Here is a 24,057-nt window from a genome sequence, read left to right as displayed (position 1 = left end):
TGAAGCGGGGGAGGACAACCGCGACGGCGCACGAATGGCCTAGATGAGACATTCAGACTGAAACAACCATTTGTCACAGGTAGGGTGACGGGCGGTAACCCAATTTGTAAGGGGTTGCGTACCAGCCATATTGGGAGATTCATGTCGTACAAGAAGTTCGTGGCCACTGCTTTTCTGGCTGTCGCCGCCACCACCGTCGCCGCTGGGACCTCGAGTGCCGCGCCGGCCGCCGTCGAGCAGGGGCAGGCTGCGCAGGGGCAGGCGGAGGGTGTCGATTACACCGTGAAGGCCTCGGAGTCGGGTAAGGAATTGCTCGCGGAGGTCAGTGGCGGGGTGTTCAGCATGGACGCCGAGGGTAAGGTCGTCACGCTGAAGAACGGGGCCGGTGCGGTGGTCGCGGAATTCCCGCTCGCGGGGAATTCCGGGGTGCAGGCCGTTTCGGCGAAGATCGGGAACGACGGGCAGCAGCTGGCTTTGAGCCCGGCTGTGGAGCCGGGCGCGGCGAAGGATATCTCGGCGGGGTCGGATTGGTTCTGGCGGGAGTTGCAGCGGTCGGCCGTGGGTGGCATCGTCGGTGCGATTCTGGGTGCTTTCCTGTTCGGGATCGGCGCGTTCCCGGGCGCGCTGATCGGGTTGCTGATTGTCGGTGGACAGCCGCTGGTCGATTCCGGGTCGGCCGCACTTCGAGGTGAGTGAAGACTGAAGACACTGATTCTGGGCGGGACCCGGGAAGCCCGGGAACTGGCCGGTATCGCCGCCGGCGAGCGAGGATTCGAGATCGTCTCCTCGCTCGCCGGTCGTGTGCGCGCACCCGTGCTGCCGGTGGGACAGGTGCGGGTCGGCGGGTTCGGCGGGGTGGCGGGGCTGCGGGAGTGGCTGGCCGCCAATGGCATCGAAGCCGTGATCGACGCTACGCATCCGTTCGCCGGGGGGATAACCGCGAACGCGGCGCAGGCGGCGGAGAGCCTCGGGGTGCCGGTGCTGCATCTGCGCCGTCCGGCTTGGGTGCAGGAGAGCGGTGACGATTGGCGGCGCGTGCCCGATCTGGCCGCTGCCGCCAAGGCGCTGACCGGGCTGGGGGATCGGGTGTTCCTGACGATCGGCCGCCAAGGCGTGGTGGCGTTCGCGGAATCGAAGGCCTGGTTCCTGATTCGCGCCATCGATCCACCCGAAGGCGCGCTGCCCGCGCGACACGAGTTGCTGCTCGCGCGCGGCCCGTTCGCGGAGGCCGACGAGATCGCCCTGCTCACCGGCCGCCGCATCGATGTCCTGGTCACCAAGGACAGTGGGGGAGCGCTGACCGAGGCGAAGATCGCCGCCGCCCGTGCGCTCGCCCTGCCCGTCGTCGTGATCGACCGCCCGGCCCTGCCGGCGGGCGCGCGGAGTGTGGAAACCGTTGCCGCGGCCTGGGATTGGCTGCGCGGGCTCGCCCACTGAGTGGCGTCAGGACAGCCGGCTCGTGCGATCCAGCAGCTCGGGCAGCCGATCGAACCAGTCGAGCACCGCGCGTTCGTAGCGGATCCCGAAATCGAGGGTGGCGCGGTCGAACGGCGACATCCGCTGCTCGTCGTGGCCGGAGAGGTAACCGGCCAGCCGCTGTTCGTGAATCACGCGATTGGCGGCGATGATGCGATCCAGCCGCGACCGCTCCACGAACTCACCGAAGGAGAGCGTGAGCAGCAACGGCACCCGGATGGTCTCGGCCCCGGGATCGCGGGCGATCCACTCGGCGAAGGCATCGCGGCCGTCCTCGGTGATGCGATACGGCGTCCGGTCGCGCGCCCCCGCCTCGCCCTTCTCGACCAGGCCGATCTGATGCATGGCCGCCAGCTCGCGATACACCTGGCTCTGGGTGATGGTCCAGAAGTCGCCGATGCGGTCCTGGGCCTGGGCGACCAGGTCCCAGCCGGACATGTCGCCCTGGTGCAGGAAGCCCAGTAGGGAAGCTGCCGTCGAGTTGAGCGGGCGTCGAGCCTTGTCTTCTGCCACCGTCTCCCTCTCGGTTCGAGGCACTTAACGTTCCACTATGGGATATTAGCTCCCGTAACGCCGGGAGGTGTACACCCGGGGCCCACCGGCGGCGTCGAAGACCGTGGTGGTGGACGCGCCGACGATCAGCAGGGTGCGCATGTCCACCTCCTCCGGATCCAATTCGGCCAGGGTGACCACGCGGACGGATTCGGCAGGCCCGCCCACGTCGCGGCCGATCACCACCGGCGTCTCCGGCTTGCGGTGCTCGAGGACCAGATCGCGCATCGCCGCCACCTGCCAGCGGCGCTGGGTGGAGGCGGGGTTGTAGACGGCGAAGGCCATATCGGCGGCGGCGACCGCGGAGATGCGCTGCGCGACGGTCTCCCACGGCTTCAAGCGATCCGAGAGCGAGAGCATGGCGAAGTCGTGGCCGAGCGGCGCGCCCATCCGGCTGGCCACCGCGCTGGCGGCGGTCACGCCCGGCAGTACCCGCACCGGGACCTCGCGCCACTGCGGATCGGCGGACTCCTCGATCACCGCCGCCGCCATGGCGAAGACGCCGGGATCGCCCGAGGAGACCACCACGACCTTGGCCCCGTGCTTGGCGAGGTCCAAAGCCATTGCGGCGCGCTCGGATTCGACCTTGTTGTCGCTGGCATGCCGCCGCTGTCCGGCCCGCTCGGGGACCCGGTTCACATAGGTCGTGTAGCCGACGATGTCGGTGGCCTCGGCCAGCGCCTTGGCGACCTCGGGGGTGGTCCAGTCCTGCGCGCCGGGGCCCATCCCGACAACGACCACTTCGCCGATCGATTCGGCTTGCTGCGCAACGGATTCCGCAACGGACTCCGTGACGGCACTCAGGGAATCGGTGGACGCGTTGTCGCTCAACGGAATCCGGGTCGCAGGCGTCGGACCTGGCACCACGGTGATGGCGAAGTACGGCACGCTGGCCTCGTCCACATCCGCGGCCCGCAGCACCCGCTGCTTGGTGGAGCTGGCGCGCTCGACGTAGTAGGCATCCTCCAGGCGACCCGAATCGGCAAGGGCCTGACGCACATTCGGATAGGTGCGCCCCAGCTTCATGATGGCCGCGGCGTCCGCGTCGCGCAGTCGCCGGGTGAGCTCCTCGGTGGACATGGTGCCCGGCAGCACCGACAACACCTGATCACCCTCGACCAACGGCGTACCCAATGCGGCCGATGCGGCGCTGACCGAGGTGACGCCGGGAATGATCTCGGTGTCGAACCGGTCGGCCAGGCGGCGGTGCATATGCATGAAGCTGCTGTAGAACAGCGGATCGCCGGCCGCGAGCAGGGCGACCGAGCGTCCGGCGGCGAGATGTTCGGCCAGGCGCGCGGCGGCCGTCTCGTAGAACTCGTCGATCGCGCCCTGATAGCCGCCGGGGTGATCGGTGGTCTCGGTGGTGACCGGGTAGACCAGGTGCTCCTCGAGCTGCCCGGCCCGCATGTACGGGGCGGCGATGGCGCGCGAGATGCTGCGCCCGTGCTTGGCGCTGTGGAAGGCGATCACATCGGCCGCGCCGATGATCCGCGCCGCCTTGACCGTCACCAGTTCCGGATCGCCGGGTCCGAGCCCGACACCCCAGAGCTTGCTCATTCTTGTTCACTCGCAATCGCATTGAGGGCCGCGGCGGTGATGGCGCTGCCGCCGCGCCGTCCCCGCACGGTCAGGAATTCGACGCCGCCGTATTCGGCCAGGGCCTGCTTGGATTCGGCGGCGCCGATGAAGCCGACCGGAATGCCCAGCACCGCAGCGGGTTTCGGGGCGCCGGCATCGAGCATGTCGAGCAGGTGGAACAGCGCGGTCGGCGCATTGCCGACGGCCACCACCGCGCCGTCCAGGCGGTCGCGCCAAAGCTCCAGCGCGGCAGCGGATCTGGTGTTGCCGAGTTCGGCCGCCAGGTCCGGCACCCGCGGATCGCCGAGCAGGCACAGCACGTCGTTATCGGCGGGCAACCGCTTGCGGGTCACGCCCGAGGCGACCATGTTCGCATCGCACAGGATCGGCGCACCGGCCCGCAGCGCGGCCCGCGCCTTCGCCACCACATCGGTGCTGAATTCCACGTCCCCGGCCAGATCGACCTGCCCGCAGGCATGGATCATGCGCACCACCACCTGCGACACATCCGCGGGGAATCGCGCCAGGTCGGCTTCCTCCCGAATGGTCGCGAACGAGCGCCGATAGATCTCGGCCCCGTCTTTGATGTAGCTGGTACGCACGTCGGACATGGGGTCCACCCTAGATTTCGCCGCCCGGCGGTCGTGGAGCGGGTCACACCCCGGCTATCCCGGGATCAGGGGCGCGGGCGTTCCAGCAGCCGCGACATGACGATGCTGCTGCGGGTGCGGCCCACCCGCGCGTTCTCGCGAATGCGTTCCACCGTGGACTCGATCTCGGCCATATCGGTGGCCATGACGTGCACGAGCGCGTCGGCCTCGCCGGCGATGGTCCACACCCCGACCACCTGCGGGATGGGTTCCAGGCCGCGCCGCAGCTCGGCCGGAGAGATGTTGTCGCGGTAGAAGACCTCCACGTACGCCTCGGTGCGCCAGCCGAGCGCGGCCGGATTGACCACCGCGGTGAAGCCGGTGATCTGCCCGCCCGCGACCAGCTTGTCGACCCGGCGTTTCACCGCCGGGGCCGAGAGCCCGATGCCCGCGCCGATCTCCTGGAAGGAGGCGCGGGCGTTCTTCAGCAGCGCGCCCAGGATCCGCCGGTCGAGTTCGTCCACGATGCAGCCCTTCGTCCAGACGCAATGAATCGCCGATGGAGGCGAGAATCACGCAACGAATCGGTGTTCCGGACGCAACGCTACGCCGGTTACTTTCGTGGCAACCGCACTACGCGCCCAACTCCAGAGGAGCCTCGTTGACCATCGCAGCCACGCTCCAGACTCCCGACCCCGCCGGATACCGCCGCCCTACCTCGCGGCGGTATCTCATGTGCAGGCCCGAACACTTCGAGGTCACCTACGCCATCAATCCGTGGATGGATACCGCCACGCCCGTGGACCGGGCGCTGGCGCTGGCCCAGTGGGACACGCTGCGCGCCGTGTTCGAAGCCCATGGCCATCGAGTCGAGGTGATCGACGGCGTACCCGGACTGCCGGACATGGTCTTCGCGGCCAACGGCGGCCTGGTGATCGGGGACCGCGCTCTCTCGGCCCGCTTCGCCAATCCCGAACGCGCCGCCGAAGGGCCCGCATACCACCGCCGGCTGGCGGCCGGCGGCTTCACCCGGGTGGCGGCCGCCACCGAAACCAACGAGGGCGAAGGCGATTTCGCGATCGCCGGGGATCGCATCCTGGCCGGCACCGGCTTCCGCACCTCGCCCGGCGCGCATCGCGAGGTCGAGGACTTCTTCGAATTGCCGGTCGTCTCACTTGAATTGGTGGATCCACGCTTCTACCACCTCGACACCGCGCTGATGGTCCTCGATGACACGGTCGCCTACTATCCGGCGGCCTTCAGCGCCGCGAGCGCCGCCCTGCTGGCCGGGCTCTACCCGGATGCGGTGATCGCCACTGAGGCGGACGCGAATGTGCTGGGGCTCAACGGCGTCTGCGACGGCTACCACGTCTTCCTGACCGATCGCGCCACCGCGCTCACCGCCGAACTGCGCGACCGCGGCTACCTGCCGATCGGCATCGACCTGTCCGAACTGCTCAAGTCGGGCGGCAGCGTGAAGTGCTGCACCATGGAGCTGCATGCCGCCCGCACCGTCAGAACGGCAGCGGTGTCCGCCACGCACTGACCGCCGGATCGTGCAACGGGTGCGCGAGCACCAGGAACCGGAAGAGCATGAGCGCCCCGCTGATCTGCAAGGCCGCCAACGGCAATTCGCCGAGCAGCGCCGTCCCCACCGAGACCCACACGTCCCGGGCATCGGCCGTCACGATGTCGAACCAGGCATCGACGAGCAGCAGCAAGCCGGTCCCGAACGCCGGCAGCATGAGCATGGCCCGCCGCCGCCAGCCCAGGTAGGCGGTGGCGGCCATCATCAGCACCAGCAGAATGTCGAACCCCACCCAGGTGACCGACCAGTTCCGTGCGGTGTACTCGGCCGGCAGCGTGAGGGCCAGGAACACGATCCACGGAATCAAAGCCACCGACCCACCCACCATGAGCGTCAACCGAACCCGCCGATGCCAGCGCACCAGCCCCGGCCGCGGCAGCACCCGGTCGGGCGGCAATTGCAGCCGCTCGATCAGTGCCCGCCGCTCGGCGTCCGACATCCCAGCGATTTCCTCGTCGCTCAGCCTCGAAACCGACATCCCGCCCTCCTGGGTTCGCGTTCCTCCACTGTGCCAGCGTCGCACCGTGGCGCACCCAGGACGCGGTGGCGGCGGCGACAGCCGATGCACCCGCGGACGCTGAACCGAGCGCGATGCGTGCCGCGACCGCCCGGAGCCGCATCGAAGATCATCAGCTATCGGCTATCGGCTATCGGCTATCGGCTATCGGCTGCCGGCGCGTGCCACGTGCGGTGCCGACCTGTCGGTACAGGGCCCCGACGGTTACGAAGGCGGGGTGATTCCGTAGCCGTCGGGAGTTGCGGTGATCTCGGTGACCTGGCCTCGCGGGCGGCCGCAGCGGCGCTCACAGCCGGACCAGTGCTGGCGGCCCGCCGCCACGACCTCGCCGGCATCGAGGCCCTCGGCCTCCGATGGCGCCGGGGCGTCCGGGGTTTCGTGGACGACGCGCCCGGATTCGACCGCCGCGGCCACATCGGCGCGGACATCGGTGTGCGACTTGGCGCATCCCGGCTGTCCGGCGCAGGCCGACACCTCGAGCCACGGGGAGTTCGCGTCGAAGATCAGGCCCATCGGGGCCAGGACTCGGACCACCTGCTCGGCGGTCCACTCGTCGAGATCGGTGATGAGCAGGCTGCGCCACGGGGTGAGATAGATTGGGCGCTCGATGGCGGCGATGAACTCGGCGGTGCGGGCGGGCAGGGAACCGAGCCGCACCCCGGCACCGAGCGTGACGCGGTCGTCGGTCTGGGTCAGCCACCCGATGGGAATGTCTTGGCGCGCAACGAGAGCCACCGGATCACCGGTGCTGTTCGGGGCATCGCCCATGCCGGGTTCCGTATCGGCCGCGTCCGGAGCAGCGTTCTCGCCTTCGGCCGGGGCCTCAGTGTTCTCGCCTTCGGCCGGATCCTCGTTCGCCATCGAATCCGGCGTCGCCGGAGCAGTGTTCCCCCGTTCGGCCGGGTCGTCGTCTGCCCTCGACTTCGCCGCCCCCGAGTCGAGTTTCTTTGCGGCCGTACGCAATCGGTCGGTGATGCGAGCGCGGCCCTCGGGGATCTCATGGATCCGCCAGTGCCCGTCGCGCAGTTCGAGGAAGGCGTGGGCGGCGCGGAGCATGAGATCGACCGCCGCGTGTGGCGGAACCCGGATACCGCTGTCGTCACCGGCGAGCAGCAGCGCGTAGGTGTTCTCGTCCAGGGCGTGCACACCGATATCGCCACCGAGGCCGCTGACATCGCCACGACCGTCGTCCAAGGTGAACAGCACCCGGCCGGGTAGTTCGGCGAGACGTGGATCGGATTGCAGCCCCCGGTCGAGGTCGGGCACCAGGGCGTGCACATCGGTCCAGCCGCCGACGCGTCCGGAGAGCGGGGAGGCGATGATGTTTCGCACTCGCTCGTGCGTGGAGCTCGGCAGCAGACCGGCGGCGGTCAGCCGCGTTTCGAGCTCGGCGGCATCGCGGACCTGGCGCAGCTGCACATTGCCGCGCGAGGTGAGTTCGATATTGCCGTCGCCGAGATCGCGGGCGGCTTCGGCGAGCACCTGCAATTGTTCGGGGGTCAGCCGCCCGCCGGGTACGCGGATGCGGGCGAGGGGACCGTCGGCGGCCTCGTGCAGGCGCAATACGCCGGGGCAGGAATCGGAATCGGTGCGGGTCATGGCCCCACCAGCCTACGGCGGATGCGCGCCGCGCCTGCCACCGTGTACTCCGCCGATACATTCCGGACCACCCGCGCCGACGTGCAAACCGGCGCGGGGCGGAACCTCTACGCGAAAACGGGTGCGGCCTGCCGCGCCACCGCGCGGGGATGCTCCGGCTGATCGATTCCGGCCCACCGAGGTTCGGACCCGCTGCGGCTGTGTCGGTGCCCGAAACCGGGTGGCGCCGGCCCCACCACCGGCCGGCACGACCCGCCCGGTTCGCGCGAGACGGCGCCCGGCGAGGCCGGGCACCGTCTCGTGGGTTCAGCAAGGGTTGCGGATCAGGTGGTTCGGTGCGGGTCCACCGCCGGCTGCGCCCCACGCTCGGTGGCGAAGGCCGGGGACTGCTGATAGCCGTCCATGAGCAGGCTGGGCGCATGATGGTGCTGGACGTGATCGCGATGCACGGTCGTGCTGATGATGGTGACCGCGAACAGCAGCGTTGCCGCGCAGACGATGCCGGCGAGCATGGCGTACTGCGCGTGACCGGAGCCGGCGGCCGTCAAGGCCATTGCCAGCGTTGCGAAAGCAACCAAGGCGCAAAAGTATCCTGACCAGGCGGCAAACCGATTCCGCCGGACCCATCCTGGAGTATTCGGCATACGCGCAGCATACGTGCGGGCGTACCGGTGCGCGGCGGTGCTCACAACACCTTTGCCGCACCGTGACCCGGGCGCGATAACATCCACGGGCTCGTCGGACCAGAAGAAACCGGTGCAATTCCGGTGCGGTCGCGCCACTGTGACAGTCAGACCTTCCCGGCGGGCGCCGAACCGTGCTGGGCGCGCAACCCCTAGGAAGGCCGAACTGTGATTCTGCTGCTGTCCACCTCCGACACCGATCTGCTGAGCGCGCGCGCCAGCGGGGCCGAGTACCGGCTCGCCAATCCGGCGCGCCTGCTGCCGGAGGACCTGCCGGGCCTGATCGAAGGCGCGGACCTGGTGATCGTGCGCATTCTCGGCGGCCGCCGGGCATGGGAAGAGGGCCTGGACACGGTGCGCGCCAGCGGGATTCCGCTGGTCGCGCTCGGCGGCGAGATCGCACCCGATGCCGAACTCATGGAGGTCTCCACCGTCCCGGGCGGGGTCGCGGCCGACGCACACAACTACCTGGCGGCCGGCGGACCGGAGAACCTGCGGCAACTGCACAACTTCCTGTCCGACACCGTGCTGCTCACCGGCAACGGCTTCGAACCGCCGATCGACATGCCCGGCTGGGGTGAGCTGGAACGGGATTCGCGCGAGCTGCCCGCAGACGCGCCGACCGTGGCGGTCGTCTACTACCGGGCCCAGCATCTGGCGGGCAATACGGCTTACATCGACGCGCTGTGCTCGGCCGTCGAGGACCAGGGCGCACGCGCCGTCCCGCTGTACTGCGCCTCGCTGCGCACCGCGGAACCGGCACTGCTGCACCGGCTTCGGCAGGCCGACGCGCTGGTGGTGACCGTGCTGGCGGCGGGCGGCACCAAACCCGCGACCGCCTCGGCGGGCGGCGACGACGAAGCCTGGGATGTGGGCGCGCTCGCCGACCTGGATGTGCCGATCCTGCAAGGACTCTGCCTCACCAGCGGGCGCGAGCAGTGGGAAGCCAACGATGACGGGCTCTCACCGCTGGATGTGGCGACCCAGGTGGCGGTGCCGGAGTTCGACGGGCGCATCATCACGGTGCCGTTCTCGTTCAAGGAATTCGACGCCGACGGGCTGTCGAGCTATGTGCCCGATCCCGAGCGGGCGGCCCGGGTCGCCGGAATCGCGGTGCGGTACGCGCGGCTGCGGCATATTCCGGCGGCGGAGAAGCGGATCGCGATCGTGCTGTCGGCGTACCCGACCAAGCACGCGCGCATCGGCAACGCGGTCGGCCTGGACACCCCGGCGAGTGCGATCAAGCTGCTCAACGAATTGCGTTCGGCTGGTTACGATCTCGGCGATCCGGGTGAGATTCCCGGGCTGGAGCAGGAGGACGGCGACGCGCTGATCCACGCGCTCATCGCCGCCGGCGGTCAGGATCCGGACTGGCTCAGCGCCGAACAGCTGGAAGGCAATCCGATTCGCATCTCCGCGGATCTGTACGCCGAATGGTTCGCCACGCTGCCCGCCGATCTGCGCGAGGCCGTGAACGAGGCGTGGGGGCCCGCGCCGGGCGAGCTGTATGTAGATCGCTCGCAGGATCCCAAGGGTGAAATCGTCATCGCCGCACTGCGATTCGGCAATGTGGTGCTGATCGTGCAGCCGCCGCGCGGATTCGGTGAGAACCCGGTCGCCATCTACCACGACCCGGACCTGCCGCCCAGCCACCACTATCTGGCCGCCTACCGGTGGATCGCGGCGAAGGAGGGCTTCGGCGCGGACGCCATGGTGCACCTGGGCAAGCACGGCAATCTGGAATGGCTGCCCGGCAAGACCCTCGGCATGTCCGCCTCCTGCGGCACCGACGCCGCCCTCGGCGACCTGCCGCTCATCTACCCGTTCCTGGTCAACGATCCGGGCGAGGGCACCCAGGCCAAGCGCCGCGCCCACGCCACCCTCGTCGATCACCTGATCCCGCCGATGGCGCGCGCCGAAACCTACGGCGACATCTCGCGGCTGGAGCAGCTTCTCGACGAGCACTCCAATATCTCCGCCCTCGATCCGGCCAAGCTGCCCGCCATCCGCCAGCAGATCTGGACGCTGATGCGCGCGGCCAAGATGGACCACGACCTCGGGCTCGCCGAACGCCCGGAAGAGGACGTCTTCGACGACATGCTGCTGCACGTCGACGGCTGGCTGTGCGAGATCAAGGACGTGCAGATCCGCGACGGGCTGCACGTGCTCGGCCAAGCGCCCGAAGGTGAAGCCGAGGTCGACCTGGTGCTGGCCATGCTGCGCGCCCGCCAGCTGTGGGGCGGCGAGGTTAACGTCCCCGGATTGCGAGAAGCCTTGGGGCTCAGCGAAGCCGGTGACGAATCCCGGGAACGGGTGGACGGCTTCGAGGCGCGCGCCCGCGAACTGGTGTCGGCGTTGCAGCAGAACGACTGGGATGTGCAGGCCATCGATCCGCTCACCGAGGACCTGGTCGGCACCGACGAGCCGGTGCGGCTGGAGAACGTGCGCAAGGTGCTCGGGTTCGCCGCGACCGAGGTGGTGCCGCGGCTGCGCCAGACCGGGGTCGAGGTATCGCGAATCCTGCACGCGCTCAACGGCGGATTCATTCCGGCCGGGCCCAGCGGATCGCCGCTGCGCGGGCTGATCAACGTGCTGCCCACCGGGCGCAATTTCTACTCCGTCGACCCCAAGGCGGTGCCGTCGCGACTGGCCTGGGAAACCGGGCAGGCGATGGCCGACTCGCTGCTGGAGCGCTACCTCGCCGATCACGGCGAATACCCGCGCTCGGTGGGCCTTTCGGTGTGGGGCACCTCCGCCATGCGCACCTCCGGCGACGATATCGCCGAGGTGTTCGCGCTGCTGGGCGTGCGCCCGGTTTGGGACGAGGCCAGTCGCCGCGTCACCACCCTCGAGGCCATCTCGCTCGCGGAGCTGGGCCGCCCGCGCATCGATGTGACCGTGCGCATCAGCGGCTTCTTCCGCGATGCCTTCCCGCACGTGCTCGCCATGCTCGACGACGCGGTGCGCTTGGCCGCCGGCCTGGACGAGCCCGCCGAATCGAATTATGTTCGCGCGCACACCCGGTCGGATCTGGCCGCGCACGGCGACGAACGCCGCGCCACCACCCGCATTTTCGGTTCCAAGCCGGGCACCTACGGGGCGGGGCTGCTCCAGCTCATCGACTCCAAGAGCTGGCGCACCGATGAGGACCTGGCGCAGGTGTACACCACCTGGGGCGGTTACGCCTACGGCCGCGACCTGGACGGCGCGCCCGCCGCCGACGATATGCGGACCGCGTACAAGCGAATCGCGGTGGCGGCCAAGAACACCGACACCCGCGAACACGATATCGCCGACTCCGACGACTATTTCCAGTACCACGGCGGCATGGTCGCCGCGGTGCGCGCGCTCACCGGTAAGAATCCGGAAGCCTATATCGGCGACAGCACCCGGCCCGAGCATGTGCGCACCCGCACCCTGTCCGAGGAGACCGCGCGCGTATTCCGTGCGCGCGTGGTGAATCCGCGCTGGCTCGAGGCCATGCGCCGGCACGGATACAAGGGCGCGTTCGAAATGGCCGCCACCGTCGACTATCTCTTCGGCTACGACGCCACCACCAATGTGGTCGCCGACTGGATGTACGAGAAGCTCGCCGAGAGCTATGTATTCGACGAGGTGAACCGCAAGTTCATCAGCGGTCGAATCCGTGGGCGCTGCACGGTATCGCGGAGCGTTTGCTGGAGGCGGCGGAGCGGAAACTCTGGGAGCAGCCCGAAGCCGGCACCCTGGACCGGCTGCGTCAGGTCTATCTGGAGACCGAAGGCGAACTGGAATAGGCGAATTCCGAATTCCGGCGCGGATATCCGGCACGCGTAGCGGCGTGCCGGGTGGCGTGTAGGACAAGGGGCGGACAACCCTGACACCTGACCTACCCCGGGCGTGACATTAAGAGGAACATAAGAATGGTTCCGGTGTCACCCGGGGAGGCTTCGGAACACCCCCGAGCGGGGTAACCCAATCATCTTGTTGGGCCGAAAAATTGGAAGTGTATTCCCGATTCGCCGCGTCCTCGTGTTCGCGCAATCGAGTAAACCCATTCGGTGTTCCCTCGCGGAAACGCCTACTCGACCACGGGGTGAATCGGCCTTCGATTACAGGTGACAATTATGAGAATCGCCAAATTCGCCGCTACAGCAATGCTTTCCGTCGCCGCACTCTGTGTCGCGACCGTCACCGCGCACGGTGAACCCGCCGTCGCGCAACCGGGCATCAGCGGGGTCGACCGCGGCGTCGGCTACCAGATCTCGCTAGCCCAGGACCGGTCCGCGGTCACCACCACCCTCACCGCGGGCCACTTCGAACTCGCGGGCGGCACCGTGAACATCCTCGGCACCGGCGGGGAAGTCCTGGCCGCGCTACCGATGACCTACCAGGCCGCCGACCGGACGGTGCACGTCGTACCCGAAATCGATTCCGGTGGAACCACATTGACGGTCCGGCCGGAGAGCATGGCCGATATCGCCGCACCCACCACCCAGGTCTCGGCCCTGGCCGATGTCGCCAGCGCCGGCAATATCGTGGCCGGCGCGGTGCTGGGCTGCCTGGTCGGCGTCCTGATCGGAATCTGGTTCTTCCTGATCGGCGCGATCGTCGGCTGCGGGGTCGGTGGCTTGATCGGGGCCATCATCGCGGGGGACAACCCCTAGAACGGCACGCGAGGGTGAGTGCCGGGCCGGGTCCCCGCCGGTCCGGCGCTTTCCCGCGCGCGGCAACGGTACGGGCTACGTCCGCGGGCGTATCGCCGCGGCCGCCCGTGGACGGATGTGCGCCCGCCGCCGGATTCCTACCGTGGAGGACATGACGTGGAATGACGTGGCGCAGGCCAGATACGCACTGATCACCACCTATCGCAAGGACGGCACCCCCGTCGGCACCCCGGTGTGGGTGGCGCCCGACGGCGATCGGATCGTGGTGTGGACCAATCCGGGCACCTGGAAGGTGAAGCGGATCCGGCGCAATCCGGCGGTCACGCTTCAGGCTTGCGACAATCGCGGGCGGGTGCGCGGCGACGAGATCGTCACCGGAACCGCCGTCGTGCTCGACGCGGCCGGGACCGAACATGTCCGCGACGTGGTCAGCGGCAAGTACGGCTGGCTCGGCAGCCTGGCGATCAAGGGCCACAAGCTTTTTCGCGGCCCCGATCGCTCCGTCGGCCTGGCCATCACACCCGATGAACCGGCCCGCTGACCGCTACGCGGCGGTGACCTCGATGCCGATGGTTCCGCCCTTACCGCGCCGGAGGACGCTGCCGACGACGGTGAGCGCGCCGATGATCCCGTAGCGCTTGCGGATCAGCGCGCGAGTGCGGTCGCTGCCGGCGGTATCGAGCAGCACCGCGGTGCCCTTCACGATCTCCCCGTGCGTCTTCCCGCGCACATCACACGGTTGCAGGGTGACCTGAGGGTTGCGGCGAATTCGCTTCACCTTCCAGCTGTCGGTGACGGTCCAGAGGTACAGCTTGCCGTCGTCCAGCGCGGCCCACAGCGGGGTCCCGACGGGCGTGCCGTCCTTCTTGAAGGTGGTCAGGTTGACGTAGTTGGCGGTGCCCACGGCCCCGAACGGGTTCTCCACGACCGCAGCCTATCCGGGCTCGCGCAAATTTCCATGTGCGTGCGACCCGAATCCGTCCGTAGCTTGGATCGCGGCTCTGGACGATGCCGGTCGCGCCGTGGTGGCCGCCGAACTCCAGCTGGTCACCGAGTTGAGCGCCTGGCTGACCGGCGAACGCTGACCGCTACCGCGCTCGCACCCCGGCCACGCGCAGGGCGGCGGCCGCATTGTCGTCGCCGATCTGCGCGGGCGTGCGGCGTGAGCCGGGCAGGTACCAGCGTGCGGTGTCCACGCACAGTGATGTGATCGCGATCGTGGTGGCCCCGGGATCGGTGATATCGAAGTCGCCGGTCGCGGCCCCCTCGGCGACCACCGTGCGCATGATCTCGAAGATATCGCGCTGAATATCGGTGACCTCGGTGCGATGCTCCGGCGTCAGATCGGTCAGATGATGCAGCACGATTCGCACCGTGGCGGCATGCTCGGCATGCCAGACGCTGAGCTCGCGCACCGTGGCCGCGAGCCGCTCGACCGGAGTGCCCGCCGCAGTGGCCGCCGCGGTCACCACATTGCGCGTCAGCAACAGCGAAGACACCGAGATCTGATGCAGCACTTCCTCTTTCGAGCCGAAATGCACATACAACCCGGCGGGGCTCAACCCTGCGCGGGCCGCGATATCGCGGGTCGTGGTGGCATGGAACCCGCGTTCGGCGAAGGCGTCGAGGGCGGCACGGAAGATCCGCCGCTGGCCCTCGGGAAAGCGGCGCTGGGTGCGTTCCAGGTTCGCCATCGCGGTGGCGAGCGCGCCGTCGGCGGCGGGCTGCGGCTGATCTTCGGTACCCATCGAATCAGTATCGCGCAGCGGCGCTTTGGGCCGCTCGCCGGTGGCCCCGCGCCCCGATGTTCCCGAGCGTGCGATACCGCCGCCGGATGGTGACCGCGGTGCTACGCTCCGGTGGAGGTCAGCGCAGTGCGGGGAAGGATCTTCGTTGTCGGGACCCCGCTCCGATCGCTTCGGGGACTATCGGCTCGATCGTCGCCTCGGTGCGGGCGGGATGGGCGAGGTGTGGCTCGCCTTCGACACCCGCCACCAGCGTGCTGTCGCGCTGAAAGTGCTGCCCGCAGCATGGTCGCGAGATGCCGCTTATCGCCGCAGGTTCGAACGCGAAGCGGCCGCCGCGGCGAGTGTCCACAATCCGCATGTGGTCGCCGTCCACGGGCACGGCGAGATCGACGGCCGGCTCTACATCGACATGGAGATGATCGAGGGCACCGATCTCGCGACTCGGCTGCGACAGGGCCCCATGCCGGTCGCCGAGGCCGTCGGGGTGGTCGCCCAGATCGCGGAGGCCCTGGACGCGGTACACGCCGCGGGGCTGGTTCATCGCGATGTCAAACCATCCAACATCGTGATCGACGGCCGCGGTTTCGTCCATGTGATCGATTTCGGCATCGCGTGGCGCGCGGATCAGACCGGCTTGACCGCATCCGGCGCTGCCGTGGGCACCTGGGCGTATATGGCTCCGGAACGGTTCTCCGGCAGCGTTTCCCACCTTGTCGATGTGTACGCGCTCGCCGGTGTCCTCTACGAATGCCTCACCGCCCGCCGCCCGTTCGGCGATGCCGACCCGGCGCGGCAGATGCGTGCTCAATTGACCGCGCCACCGCCGCGCGCCCGTCGATTCGTCGATACCGTCCCACGAGCACTCGACGCGGTCATCGCACGGGGTATGGCGAAGGACCCGACCGATCGCTATCGGAGCGCCGGGGCGCTGGCTCGCGCCGCACAGGAGGCGACTCGCCCGCGTGGGATGCGAACAGGGTTGATCGCCGGAGTCGCGGTACTCGTCGTCGCGGCGGTCGTGACCACAGTTCATGCGCTGGTCATCACGGAAGACGCCGCCCGTCCGGAAGCCGCGCCGAGCCGGACACGTTCCGGGACAACGACACTCCGGCCGGCCGCGAAATTCACGGTGACCACCACGATCGCGGTGAACCACCTACCGCGCGGGATCGCCGTCGACTCGGTGGCCGGCACGGCGTACGTCGTGGGGTCGGATTCGGTGGCCGTCCTCGACACGCGCGCCCGCGTGCCCGTTCGAACCGTCCCGGTGAGCGGGCGTCCCCGCGACGTCACGGTCGACGCCACGGCGGGAAAGGTGTTCATCGGCGATATCGACGGCGGCGTGTTCGTCGCGGACCGCACCGGCACGGTGACCGGGAAGGTCGCCACCGGCGGCTATTCGGTCGGCGTGGCGTCGGATCCGAGTGCGCGCCGGGCCTATGTCACCGACCTGGGTAGTGAGACGGTCGGCGTGATCGACGCCGGCACCGACGCGTTGCTGAGCACTGTCGGTGGCATCCGTACGCCATTGGGGATCGCCGCGTACCCGCCCGGGAACACGGTCTATGTGACCAATCAATCGCACCGCACGGTGACGGTGCTGGACACCCGCACCAATGCGATCACGGCGACGATTCCCGTTGGCGCCGAGCCGATCGCGATCGCCGTCGACGCGACGAAAGGCGTTGCCTACGTCGTCAACTACTCCTCCGAATCGGTGTCGGTGATAGACATCGGGACCAATGCCGTCACCGCCACCATCAAGGTCGGGTACGCCCCGCAAGCGATCGCGGTCGATACCGTGACCGGGTTCGTCTATGTCGCGCAATACGAAATGGTGAGCGTCATCGATTCTTTCGACAACACCCGCGTCGCCACGGTGCCGGTCGGCAAGTCGACCGACGGCCCCGGGATCGCGGTCGACGAGACGACGCACGAGGTGTTCGTCACCAACGCCGACGCCGACACCGTCTCGCTGATCTCGGCGAATACCGGATGACGCAACAGCTTTCGTTCGGCCGCTACACCCTCGAACATCTCCTCGGCGCGGGCGGTATGGGGCAGGTCTGGGCGGCCTTCGACAATCAGACGCGCCGCCGCGTGGCCGTCAAGGTATTGCCCGCGGAACTGGCGCGCGATGACGCCTACCGGACCCGGTTCCTGCGTGAAGCGGAGGTGACGGCCGGCCTGCAAGAACCGCATGTGATCCCGATCCACAGCTTCGGTGAGATCGACGGACAGCTCTACATCGATATGGCGTTGATCGCCGGGGACGATGTCGGCACCATGCTGCGCCGATCCGGCCCGATGACGCCGGCCGACGCGATCGATGTCATCGAACAGGCCGCGGCCGCGCTCGATGCCGCCCACGCGATGGGGCTCGTGCACCGTGATGTGAAACCGTCGAACATCGTCGTGCACGCGACCGGCTTCGTTTACCTGATCGATTTCGGGATCGCGTGGCGACAGGATCAGCCGGCGCTGACCGATACCGGCGGAGCGGTCGGAACCTGGGCCTATATGGCGCCCGAGCGGTTCGAGGGTGAGCTGTCGGCACGAGTCGACATCTATTCGCTCGCCTGCGTGCTCTTCGAATGCCTCACCGGCAGAAAGCCTTTCACACACTCCGACCTCGCGCAGCTCATGGTCGCGCACCTCTACGGCGAACCGCCCCGGGCCGGCGTCGTGAACCCGGAGGTGCCGCCGGCCCTGGACGACGTCATCGCACGAGGCATGGCCAAGCAGCCCGGCGACCGCTACGCGAGCGCCGGTGCACTGGCCGCCGCCGCGCGCGCCGCCGTGCAAACTCCCGGGCGGCTGGCCGTCACGCAGGTGGCTCCCGTGCGAGCCGGCCCCCCGACGGCACCGGATGTCGCGCCGGTGGGCAGGCCGCGCCGGAGTATGCGCAGGGCGGCAGGCGCGGCGGTGTCGGTGGTGATGCTGGCGGGCGCGACGGCGATCGGGGTCGCGGTCATGAACGGTGAGAAGTCCGGTGGCCCGGATGCCCCGGCACAGGCAACGGCACCGCCCGGCACGGTGCTGGCGACCATCCCCGCCGGGGCGGGCGCGAACAGTGTCGCCATCGACCCCGGCGGCTTCGCTTACGTGTCGAACGGCACCGATGGTTCGGTGGCCATGCTCGATACGAACAAGCGCGTGCTCTTGACGACGACGACCGTCGAAGCGGGGCCGATCGCGCTCGCGGTCGACCCCGCAGGGCATTCGGTGTACGTCGCGAACGCACGCAGCGGCGCCCTGTCGGTGATCGACACCGGCAGCCGGACGGTTCGCGCGACCGTCGAACTCGACGTCATCGCCCTGACCGCGGTCGTCGATCCGGCCACGAAGACCGTGTACTCGACGACACACGGTAACGGCAACAAGATCTTCGCGATCGACACCGCGGACAGCAAGGTTCGCCTGTCCACGGCGATCGATTGCGGACCGGGCTTCCCGTTCGGGCTCGCCACCGACCCGGCGCTCGGGATCGCGCTGGTGTCCTGCGCGACCGATATCGTCACGATCGACACCGGGACGCTGGCGGTGACCGGCCGCATCGCCACCGGTCGCCGACCGCACGGAATCGTCGTCGACACCGAACGCCACATCGCCTATGTGGCCAACCGCGAAGCCGGCAGCGTCCAGGTGATCGACATTCGGTCCGGCACGCTGACGGGGACGGTGAAGGTCGGTCGCGACGCGGCATTGCCGGCATTGGACACCGCCTCGCACACGGCGTACGTCTCGAATCGGGAGGACCACACCGTCTCGATCATCGACACCACCTCCGGCACGGTCGTCGCGACCGTCGACGTCGGCGGCAAGCCGCAGGGCATCGCCGTCGATCCGCACACACACGATGTGTATGTGGCCGACTCCGAACGCGGGTCGGTCATCGTGCTCGCCGGGCGCCGTTAGCCCGGCCGCCGGTGACGCCCGAAGCCGTACCCGCGATCAGGAGCAGCACGCCCAGAACGCCGAGGGCGATCGGGACGCGCCGGCCGAAGACCGACAGTTTGTCGATGCTCTGCTGTGCGACCGCGATCTGCGATTCGATGGTCTTCTCGTCGAAGACGAGATGCGACTTCAAGGCGGTGACATCGGGCTTGTCCCCGGTGCGGGCGTAATACAGGTGGATCTGCTCGCCGCCCTTGACGACCGTTCCGGTCTGCGGCTCGATCCACAGATCGCGGGTGTTGGTGTAGTAGCGGGTCATGGTGACCGGGCCGTCACCCGGCAGGCCCCATTTGGCGGCGGGCAGGGTCAGTTTGTTGGTAGGCGCCTGCACCACCTGCCACATATCGGTGACGGGGATGGTCTGCTGGAAGTGGTAGACCAGCATGCCGTTGATCGAGGTTTCGTCGAGGAAGTCGACGTCGTAGGTCTTGCGGGCGTTCAGGTCGAAGTACGGGTAGCTGTGCTTCTCGGTGCCGATCGGGAATCGGTACTGAAGCCCGACGTGCTGGACCGGATCGGCAATGGGCGCACCGTCTTTGGTGACGGTGACCGCGATCGAGCCATTGGGGCTCGCGGCTACGGGCGCACCGGACTTGCGGTCGATGGTGACCCGGTCGACGGTCGCGGTGAGCAGGCCGCCGGTGCCGTCCCGGTCGGCGCGGCGCAGCGTCTGGCCCGCTTGGATGGTCATTTCGGCGGCGTCGGAGGGCTCTTCGACGGTGACGAACCGCTGCGAGATGATCGGCACCTCCTTGTCGACCTTGGCCGCGCCGTCCGGGGAGGTGAGCGATTTGGCGTCCAGCACCAGACTGTCCTCGCCCGGCCGGCTCGTCGCGACGGTGGTGATCTCGAGATCGAGGGGAGTCTTGGCCAGCCGGTTCAGGGTGTAGGTCGGGATCATCGCCGCCATGACGATCAGCAGCGCGCCCAGCGCCACCAGCAGGCAGGCGACGGTCCTGCGCGCGGCGCTCATCGGTGGCCGTATTCGACGTTGCCGAGCATGGACGAGCCGGGGTCGGCGCTGTGCCGGTGGTCGGGGCGTGAATCCTGCTGGGCGGCAAGGGTGATGGCGAGGACGGCGGCCACGCCCAGGGTGAGGCCGGCCACCGCGCTCGTGAGCGCGGGTACTGCGAACTTCATCGGGTTCTCCAGATCGAAATCGAAAGCTCAAGCGACGGTGAAGAATCCGAGCGTCGGCAGGAACGAGCAGGTGGTGGGATCGGCGACGTCGGCGGTACCGGTCAGCGAACCGGACAGGACCGCGGCGATCCGGCCCGAGCCGGTGTCGGCGATCGCGCTGAGCGTGACCGGACCCCCGGTGTTGATCTTCGCCTCGTCGGTCAGGGGAGTGCTACCCGACTTGCCGGTGTCGAGGTTGACCCACTGCACGGCGATCGGCGAGTTCTGCTGCGGCGTCAGTGCTTTGGTGCCGAGCGCGGTGAACACGAATCCGGTCTGACCGGCCTTCGGTCCGGGTGGGGGCAGCGTGGCCGGTCCGGGTACGGCGAGCGCCGCCCCAACCGAATTCGATGCCGCACCCATGCAGCCCTTGCCGACGGTCGGATAGAAGAACTGGGAGATGACGGGGCCGTCCGAAGGCGGCAGAGCGGGGCCGCCCCCACCGCTGCCGTCCAGGAAGGTGATGACCTTCTCCAACGTCGCTTTGAGCTGCTCCGGGGGATTCAGCGTGGCCAGCAGGGTGCGAGCCTGGGTGAGGATAGCGGCCTGCGGGGTCTCCGCGATCGGGGCGGGCGTGGACGCCGGTTCCGCGATCGCCGCCGGCGGCGCGGCGAGCGCAGCGCTCGCGGCGATGGTGAGCGCGGCCATGCCGAACCGCATTCCTGTGGTGCGAAGCACTTGTGAATCCCTAATGTGGTACCGGTCGGTGTCAGATCCACGAGACTAAAACATGCTGGCACGCAAAACAATTGTTCGAGAAAGAAGATCGGAAAATCGTGCGGGTGCACAAGCGGCGTGGTGCACCGTGTCATAGCGGAAAGCTATGCGCTCCGGTCGATTTCCCATCGCGCGATTACGCCCTCGTCGGCGGGTGCACACATGCTGCACCGGCCGGCGAGGGCGTCGTCGTTTCATGTCACCGCCGAAAGGTGCGGTGCGGCGGCCGATTCGGGTCGAAGGCCGCCGGGCCGATCACTTACCCGGGGCCGGGGCGTTGATGGTGGTGAAGTACTGCACGGCGGCCGCGATGGCGACCGGGGCGGTCACGAAGAGCTGGCCGGCGACGGTGCCCAGGAAGCCGGTGAGGCTGGCGCCGATGACGCAGCCGCCGAGCGGGCCGAGGCCGAAGATGGCGGCCAGCGGGATGGTGGCGGCGAAGGCGACGCCGGCGCCGAGCAGGCAGCCGAGGCCGGCGCCGCCGATACCGCCGACCAGGGTGCCGATGGTGGCGCCCATGGTGATGGTCTGGGTCATGCGGTTCCAGGCGGCCTGTTCGCGGTCGTACTCGGTCTTCCAGGGGGCCTGGTTCTCGTAGGGGAGGGAGACCGGCTTGTAGGTGGCGTGCGCGAGATCGAACTGGGGGGTGAGGGTGGCGGTGTGGCCGGCGATCTCGGCGGCGATCGGGAAGACGAAATCGTCCACGCGGAAGGAGAGTTCGGTGCCGCCCAGCACGGTGCCGTCGGTGGCCTTGATGGCGAAGACGCCGTTCTCGGCGGTCAGCGAACCGGCGTCGGTGGTGATCACGGCATTCTTTTCGCTGATCTGGGCGGCGTAGTTCACCGGGTCCGCGGCGGGGGCCGGGGCGGCGTTTGCCGTTCCGCAACCCACCACGGCGGTGCCGATCAGCAGGGCGGAGGTGGCGGCGATCTTCCTCATCGTGTCCTTCTCAGGGCCTCACCTGAACCGACTCTCTACCCGAATGGTTGGATAGAACATACTGGCCGAGTGGTTCAGGTCACTTGTTCCGGCTAAGCGGTCGCTTAGTGAACGGAACGTTAACTGGATCACACCGTGTGGTCAAGCTCACGGCCCGGGAATGCCCAGTCAATGGGATCGAGCGGCTGCCGGAAATCGCTCAGTCGCGCCGGGTCAGCACCTGCGCACCGTCGGCGGTGACGGCGATGGTGTGCTCGGAGTGGGCGGTGCGAGAGCCGTCGGCGGAGCGAATGGTCCAGCCGTCGGCATCGGTGTGCACGCGATCGGTGGTGCGGGCGAACCACGGCTCGATGGCGATGGTGAGTCCGGGCCGCAACCGGAATCCGCGCCCGGCGCGCCCGGCATTGGAGACGTGCGGGTCCTCGTGCATGGTGCGGCCCAGGCCGTGACCGCCGAATTCGGTGTTCACGGGGTAGCCGCCGGCGCGCGCCACCGCCTCGATCGCGGCGGAGATATCGCCCATCCGATTGCCGGGGCGCGCCACCGCGATCGCGGCATCCAGAGCGGCTTCGGTGGCGCGCACCAGGCGCACGTCCTCCGGGTCCGGGGTGCCGACAATGGTCGTGACCGCCGAGTCGGCCACCCAGCCGTCGATGCTCACCGCCAGGTCCATGCTCAGCACATCGCCGTCGCGCAGCGCGTAGTCGTGTGGAAGTCCGTGCAGCACGGCGTCATTGACCGACAGGCAGACGGTATTGCGGAACGGGCCGCGCCCGAACGAGGGGGAGTAGTCCCAATAGCAGGAGACCGCGCCGCGTTCTCGGATGCGCTCGCGCACCACCGCTTCCAGTTCCAGGAGGTTCACTCCGATCTGCGCCCGCTCGCGCAGTTCGGCGAGGACGTCGGCGACGAACCGTCCGGTCACCCGCATCCGGGCGATCTCCTCCGCGCTCTTGAGCTCCACCATGACAACCTCCATCGTTCGGTATTTTTATACCGACCATAGCGGGTTGCGGTATTTAAATACCAACCGTAGGGTGACCGGCATGGTCCGACTGCCGCTGACTCCCGCCCAGCTCGAGGCCGGCCGCCGCCTCGGGGCCGCACTGCGCGCCGCACGGGCCGGGCGCGACCTCAATGCCATTGCCGCCGCCGCGAGTATCTCCCCGGAGACCCTGCGCAAGATCGAATCGGGCCGGTTGCCGACACCCGCCTTCGGCACGGTGGTCGCACTCGCCCGCGCCCTGGAGGTTCCGCTCGACGACCTGGCCGAGGTCTGGCAGCCCAGCGCCGCGGCAGCGCATCGCTCGGCTTCCTGAATTCGGCTGCGCCCCAGCCGTCTTCGGCCTAGTCGACGGTGAGTTCGACCGGAACGGCGATCACATCGACCATCGCGCCGTTGCGCAGCACCGTCACCGGGAGCGAACGCCCGATCGCCTCGGCGAAGAGCTGACGCTGAATGCCTTGCGCGTCACGGACTTCCCGGCGCGCCACACTCAGCACCAGGTCGCCGCGGCGCAGCCCCGCGCGTTCGGCGGGCCCGCCCCGCACCACTTCGACAATGCGCAACCCGGCATCCTGCCCGGTGCGCTCGGCCACGGCGGCCGGCAGCGGCGCGGGCACCCCGACCACGCCCAGATACGCGCGCCGCACCTGCCCTTCGTGCAGCAGCGTGGTGATGATGCGCCGCGTGGTGATATTGATCGGAATCGCCAGTCCCAAGCCGATACCCGCGACGGCGGTATTGATCCCCACCACCCGTCCGGCCGAATTCGCCAGTGCCCCGCCGGAATTCCCCGGGTTGAGCGCCGCATCGGTCTGAATGACGTCCTCGATGACCCGCGCGGCCCGATTGTTCCCCACCGGCACCGACCGTCCCAGCGCGCTGACCACCCCGGCGGTCACCGACCCGGCCAACCCCAGCGGGCTCCCCACCGCCACCACCAGCTGACCGACCACCAGGTGATCGGCGTCCCCGAGCAGCGCCGCGTCCGGCGCACCGCCGCGCGCCCGCAGCACCGCCAGATCCGACAGCGGATCCACCCCGACCACATCGAACTTCGATTCGACGCCGTCGGCGAACACGATCGACCCGTTGCGCGCCGACCCCACCACGTGCGCATTGGTCAGCAGGAACCCGTCATCGGTGAACACCACCGCCGACCCGCCCCCGCGCCGCGTCTGCACGCTCGCCACATGCGGTGTCACCGACGCGGCCACCGCGATGACGGTCCGGGAATACGAGTCCAGCGCGGACGGGTCCGCGGGACCGCCGAGCACCGGCG

General features: G+C 68.8%; 24 protein-coding genes and 1 pseudogene. 10 read left to right on the top strand and 15 right to left on the bottom strand.

Annotated elements, in window-relative coordinates:
• The first annotated feature begins 141 nt into the window (after positions 1 to 141).
• Positions 142 to 696 (top strand): DUF8020 domain-containing protein, encoded by a 555-nt coding sequence (locus NI1_RS18070; RefSeq protein ID WP_067821695.1) that lies wholly within the window; start codon positions 142 to 144, stop codon positions 694 to 696.
• Between the two features lie 3 nt (positions 697 to 699).
• A complete protein-coding gene (locus NI1_RS18065) occupies positions 700 to 1,437 on the top strand; it encodes a cobalt-precorrin-6A reductase (RefSeq protein WP_067821693.1) in 738 nt (245 codons plus the stop codon).
• A gap of 6 nt (positions 1,438 to 1,443) precedes the next feature.
• On the opposite strand, the gene NI1_RS18060 is transcribed toward NI1_RS18065, so the two are convergent.
• From NI1_RS18060 to NI1_RS18045, 4 genes are all read right to left on the bottom strand, one after another.
• On the bottom strand, positions 1,444 to 1,989 hold the full coding sequence (locus tag NI1_RS18060; protein ID WP_067821690.1) for a PadR family transcriptional regulator: 546 nt from the start codon (positions 1,987 to 1,989) through the stop codon (positions 1,444 to 1,446).
• Positions 1,990 to 2,034: 45 nt separating this feature from the next.
• Positions 2,035 to 3,588, bottom strand: coding sequence for a precorrin-2 C(20)-methyltransferase (locus NI1_RS18055; protein ID WP_067821687.1), 1,554 nt, complete (start codon positions 3,586 to 3,588; stop codon positions 2,035 to 2,037).
• Complete coding sequence (locus tag NI1_RS18050; protein WP_067821684.1) at positions 3,585 to 4,220, bottom strand: precorrin-8X methylmutase; 636 nt, start codon at positions 4,218 to 4,220, stop codon at positions 3,585 to 3,587. Before NI1_RS18050 ends, NI1_RS18055 begins: the two co-directional genes overlap by 4 nt.
• Before the next feature lie 65 nt (positions 4,221 to 4,285).
• Positions 4,286 to 4,723: an Lrp/AsnC family transcriptional regulator gene (locus NI1_RS18045; RefSeq protein WP_067821681.1), complete on the bottom strand. Its 438-nt coding sequence runs from the start codon at positions 4,721 to 4,723 to the stop codon at positions 4,286 to 4,288.
• A gap of 137 nt (positions 4,724 to 4,860) precedes the next feature.
• On the opposite strand from NI1_RS18045, the gene ddaH reads away from it, so the two are divergent.
• On the top strand, positions 4,861 to 5,745 hold the full coding sequence (ddaH, locus tag NI1_RS18040; protein ID WP_245663274.1) for a dimethylargininase: 885 nt from the start codon (positions 4,861 to 4,863) through the stop codon (positions 5,743 to 5,745).
• Here ddaH and NI1_RS18035 read toward each other — a convergent pair.
• Together NI1_RS18035 and cobG are read right to left on the bottom strand one after the other, a co-directional pair.
• The gene (locus NI1_RS18035; RefSeq protein WP_067821675.1) at positions 5,714 to 6,265 is read right to left on the bottom strand and encodes a hypothetical protein; all 552 of its coding nucleotides are present in this window, start codon (positions 6,263 to 6,265) and stop codon (positions 5,714 to 5,716) included. The two genes, ddaH and NI1_RS18035, sit on opposite strands and share 32 nt — an antisense overlap.
• A gap of 243 nt (positions 6,266 to 6,508) precedes the next feature.
• Positions 6,509 to 7,903, bottom strand: coding sequence for a precorrin-3B synthase (gene cobG / locus NI1_RS37230; protein WP_084523369.1), 1,395 nt, complete (start codon positions 7,901 to 7,903; stop codon positions 6,509 to 6,511).
• 21 nt (positions 7,904 to 7,924) lie between these two features.
• Between cobG and NI1_RS37980 the strand changes: the two genes are divergently transcribed.
• Positions 7,925 to 8,065 carry a hypothetical protein gene (locus NI1_RS37980; protein WP_157535175.1) on the top strand — a complete coding sequence of 47 codons (141 nt, stop codon included), beginning with the start codon at positions 7,925 to 7,927 and terminating at the stop codon, positions 8,063 to 8,065.
• 161 nt (positions 8,066 to 8,226) lie between these two features.
• Here NI1_RS37980 and NI1_RS18020 read toward each other — a convergent pair whose 3' ends face one another.
• Positions 8,227 to 8,481 carry a hypothetical protein gene (locus NI1_RS18020; protein ID WP_157535174.1) on the bottom strand — a complete coding sequence of 85 codons (255 nt, stop codon included), beginning with the start codon at positions 8,479 to 8,481 and terminating at the stop codon, positions 8,227 to 8,229.
• Between the two features lie 273 nt (positions 8,482 to 8,754).
• On the opposite strand from NI1_RS18020, the pseudogene cobN reads away from it, so the two are divergent.
• The 3 genes and pseudogenes from cobN to NI1_RS18005 all read left to right on the top strand — a co-directional run bounded on the left by cobN (position 8,755) and on the right by NI1_RS18005 (position 13,773).
• Positions 8,755 to 12,362 (top strand): annotated as a pseudogene (gene cobN, locus NI1_RS18015) (cobaltochelatase subunit CobN).
• 330 nt (positions 12,363 to 12,692) lie between these two features.
• The gene (locus tag NI1_RS18010) at positions 12,693 to 13,232 is read left to right on the top strand and encodes a DUF8020 domain-containing protein (protein WP_067821670.1); all 540 of its coding nucleotides are present in this window, start codon (positions 12,693 to 12,695) and stop codon (positions 13,230 to 13,232) included.
• Positions 13,233 to 13,383: 151 nt separating this feature from the next.
• Entirely contained in the window at positions 13,384 to 13,773 is a 390-nt protein-coding gene (locus NI1_RS18005) for a PPOX class F420-dependent oxidoreductase (protein ID WP_067822580.1), read from the top strand.
• 3 nt (positions 13,774 to 13,776) lie between these two features.
• On the opposite strand, the gene NI1_RS18000 is transcribed toward NI1_RS18005, so the two are convergent.
• Positions 13,777 to 14,157 carry a PPOX class F420-dependent oxidoreductase gene (locus tag NI1_RS18000; RefSeq protein ID WP_067821667.1) on the bottom strand — a complete coding sequence of 127 codons (381 nt, stop codon included), beginning with the start codon at positions 14,155 to 14,157 and terminating at the stop codon, positions 13,777 to 13,779.
• Positions 14,158 to 14,320: 163 nt separating this feature from the next.
• Positions 14,321 to 14,980: a TetR/AcrR family transcriptional regulator gene (locus tag NI1_RS17995; RefSeq protein ID WP_157535172.1), complete on the bottom strand. Its 660-nt coding sequence runs from the start codon at positions 14,978 to 14,980 to the stop codon at positions 14,321 to 14,323.
• 145 nt (positions 14,981 to 15,125) lie between these two features.
• Between NI1_RS17995 and NI1_RS17990 the strand changes: the two genes are divergently transcribed.
• Both NI1_RS17990 and NI1_RS17985 read left to right on the top strand, forming a co-directional pair.
• A complete protein-coding gene (locus NI1_RS17990) occupies positions 15,126 to 16,979 on the top strand; it encodes a serine/threonine-protein kinase (RefSeq protein ID WP_157535171.1) in 1,854 nt (617 codons plus the stop codon).
• Entirely contained in the window at positions 16,976 to 18,898 is a 1,923-nt protein-coding gene (locus NI1_RS17985; RefSeq protein ID WP_067821660.1) for a serine/threonine-protein kinase, read from the top strand. The genes NI1_RS17990 and NI1_RS17985 overlap by 4 nt, the downstream gene beginning before the upstream one ends.
• On the opposite strand, the gene pgfA is transcribed toward NI1_RS17985, so the two are convergent.
• The 5 genes from pgfA to map all read right to left on the bottom strand — a co-directional run bounded on the left by pgfA (position 18,873) and on the right by map (position 22,739).
• Positions 18,873 to 19,910 (bottom strand): cell envelope lipid trafficking protein PgfA, encoded by a 1,038-nt coding sequence (gene pgfA / locus NI1_RS17980; protein WP_084523367.1) that lies wholly within the window; start codon positions 19,908 to 19,910, stop codon positions 18,873 to 18,875. The two genes, NI1_RS17985 and pgfA, sit on opposite strands and share 26 nt — an antisense overlap.
• Entirely contained in the window at positions 19,907 to 20,077 is a 171-nt protein-coding gene (locus NI1_RS37225) for a DUF2613 domain-containing protein (RefSeq protein ID WP_084523366.1), read from the bottom strand. The genes pgfA and NI1_RS37225 overlap by 4 nt, the downstream gene beginning before the upstream one ends.
• Before the next feature lie 27 nt (positions 20,078 to 20,104).
• On the bottom strand, positions 20,105 to 20,794 hold the full coding sequence (locus tag NI1_RS17975; protein ID WP_245663273.1) for an Rv1157c family protein: 690 nt from the start codon (positions 20,792 to 20,794) through the stop codon (positions 20,105 to 20,107).
• 294 nt (positions 20,795 to 21,088) lie between these two features.
• On the bottom strand, positions 21,089 to 21,772 hold the full coding sequence (locus NI1_RS17970) for a DUF8020 domain-containing protein (RefSeq protein WP_067821655.1): 684 nt from the start codon (positions 21,770 to 21,772) through the stop codon (positions 21,089 to 21,091).
• 199 nt (positions 21,773 to 21,971) lie between these two features.
• The gene (map, locus tag NI1_RS17965) at positions 21,972 to 22,739 is read right to left on the bottom strand and encodes a type I methionyl aminopeptidase (protein ID WP_067822574.1); all 768 of its coding nucleotides are present in this window, start codon (positions 22,737 to 22,739) and stop codon (positions 21,972 to 21,974) included.
• Between the two features lie 79 nt (positions 22,740 to 22,818).
• Here map and NI1_RS17960 point away from each other — a divergent pair, with 79 nt between their 5' ends.
• Positions 22,819 to 23,091: a helix-turn-helix domain-containing protein gene (locus NI1_RS17960; protein WP_067822571.1), complete on the top strand. Its 273-nt coding sequence runs from the start codon at positions 22,819 to 22,821 to the stop codon at positions 23,089 to 23,091.
• A 28-nt stretch (positions 23,092 to 23,119) separates the two neighbouring features.
• Here the strand turns inward: NI1_RS17960 and NI1_RS17955 are convergent, their stop codons facing one another.
• The gene (locus NI1_RS17955) at positions 23,120 to 24,052 is read right to left on the bottom strand and encodes a S1C family serine protease (protein ID WP_067822569.1); all 933 of its coding nucleotides are present in this window, start codon (positions 24,050 to 24,052) and stop codon (positions 23,120 to 23,122) included.
• Positions 24,053 to 24,057 lie beyond the last annotated feature (5 nt).

The sequence above is a fragment of the Nocardia inohanensis NBRC 100128 genome, assembly GCF_001612945.1.
In the GTDB taxonomy this organism is placed as follows: domain Bacteria; phylum Actinomycetota; class Actinomycetes; order Mycobacteriales; family Mycobacteriaceae; genus Nocardia; species Nocardia inohanensis.
This window is presented reverse-complemented; position numbering and strand designations above follow the sequence as displayed.

Excerpts from the sequence above, each read along its gene's own strand:
- NI1_RS18070 (WP_067821695.1), top strand. The coding sequence starts at position 142 with ATGTCGTACAAGAAGTTCGTGGCCACTGCTTTTCTGGCTGTCGCCGCC.
- NI1_RS18055 (WP_067821687.1), bottom strand. The coding sequence starts at position 3,588 with ATGAGCAAGCTCTGGGGTGTCGGGCTCGGACCCGGCGATCCGGAACTG.
- NI1_RS18050 (WP_067821684.1), bottom strand. The coding sequence starts at position 4,220 with ATGTCCGACGTGCGTACCAGCTACATCAAAGACGGGGCCGAGATCTAT.
- NI1_RS18035 (WP_067821675.1), bottom strand. The coding sequence starts at position 6,265 with ATGTCGGTTTCGAGGCTGAGCGACGAGGAAATCGCTGGGATGTCGGAC.
- cobG (WP_084523369.1), bottom strand. The coding sequence starts at position 7,903 with ATGACCCGCACCGATTCCGATTCCTGCCCCGGCGTATTGCGCCTGCAC.
- NI1_RS37980 (WP_157535175.1), top strand. The coding sequence starts at position 7,925 with ATGCGCGCCGCGCCTGCCACCGTGTACTCCGCCGATACATTCCGGACC.
- NI1_RS18010 (WP_067821670.1), top strand. The coding sequence starts at position 12,693 with ATGAGAATCGCCAAATTCGCCGCTACAGCAATGCTTTCCGTCGCCGCA.
- NI1_RS18005 (WP_067822580.1), top strand. The coding sequence starts at position 13,384 with ATGACGTGGAATGACGTGGCGCAGGCCAGATACGCACTGATCACCACC.
- NI1_RS17995 (WP_157535172.1), bottom strand. The coding sequence starts at position 14,980 with ATGGGTACCGAAGATCAGCCGCAGCCCGCCGCCGACGGCGCGCTCGCC.
- NI1_RS17985 (WP_067821660.1), top strand. The coding sequence starts at position 16,976 with ATGACGCAACAGCTTTCGTTCGGCCGCTACACCCTCGAACATCTCCTC.
- pgfA (WP_084523367.1), bottom strand. The coding sequence starts at position 19,910 with ATGAGCGCCGCGCGCAGGACCGTCGCCTGCCTGCTGGTGGCGCTGGGC.
- NI1_RS37225 (WP_084523366.1), bottom strand. The coding sequence starts at position 20,077 with ATGAAGTTCGCAGTACCCGCGCTCACGAGCGCGGTGGCCGGCCTCACC.
- NI1_RS17970 (WP_067821655.1), bottom strand. The coding sequence starts at position 21,772 with ATGAGGAAGATCGCCGCCACCTCCGCCCTGCTGATCGGCACCGCCGTG.
- map (WP_067822574.1), bottom strand. The coding sequence starts at position 22,739 with ATGGTGGAGCTCAAGAGCGCGGAGGAGATCGCCCGGATGCGGGTGACC.
- NI1_RS17960 (WP_067822571.1), top strand. The coding sequence starts at position 22,819 with ATGGTCCGACTGCCGCTGACTCCCGCCCAGCTCGAGGCCGGCCGCCGC.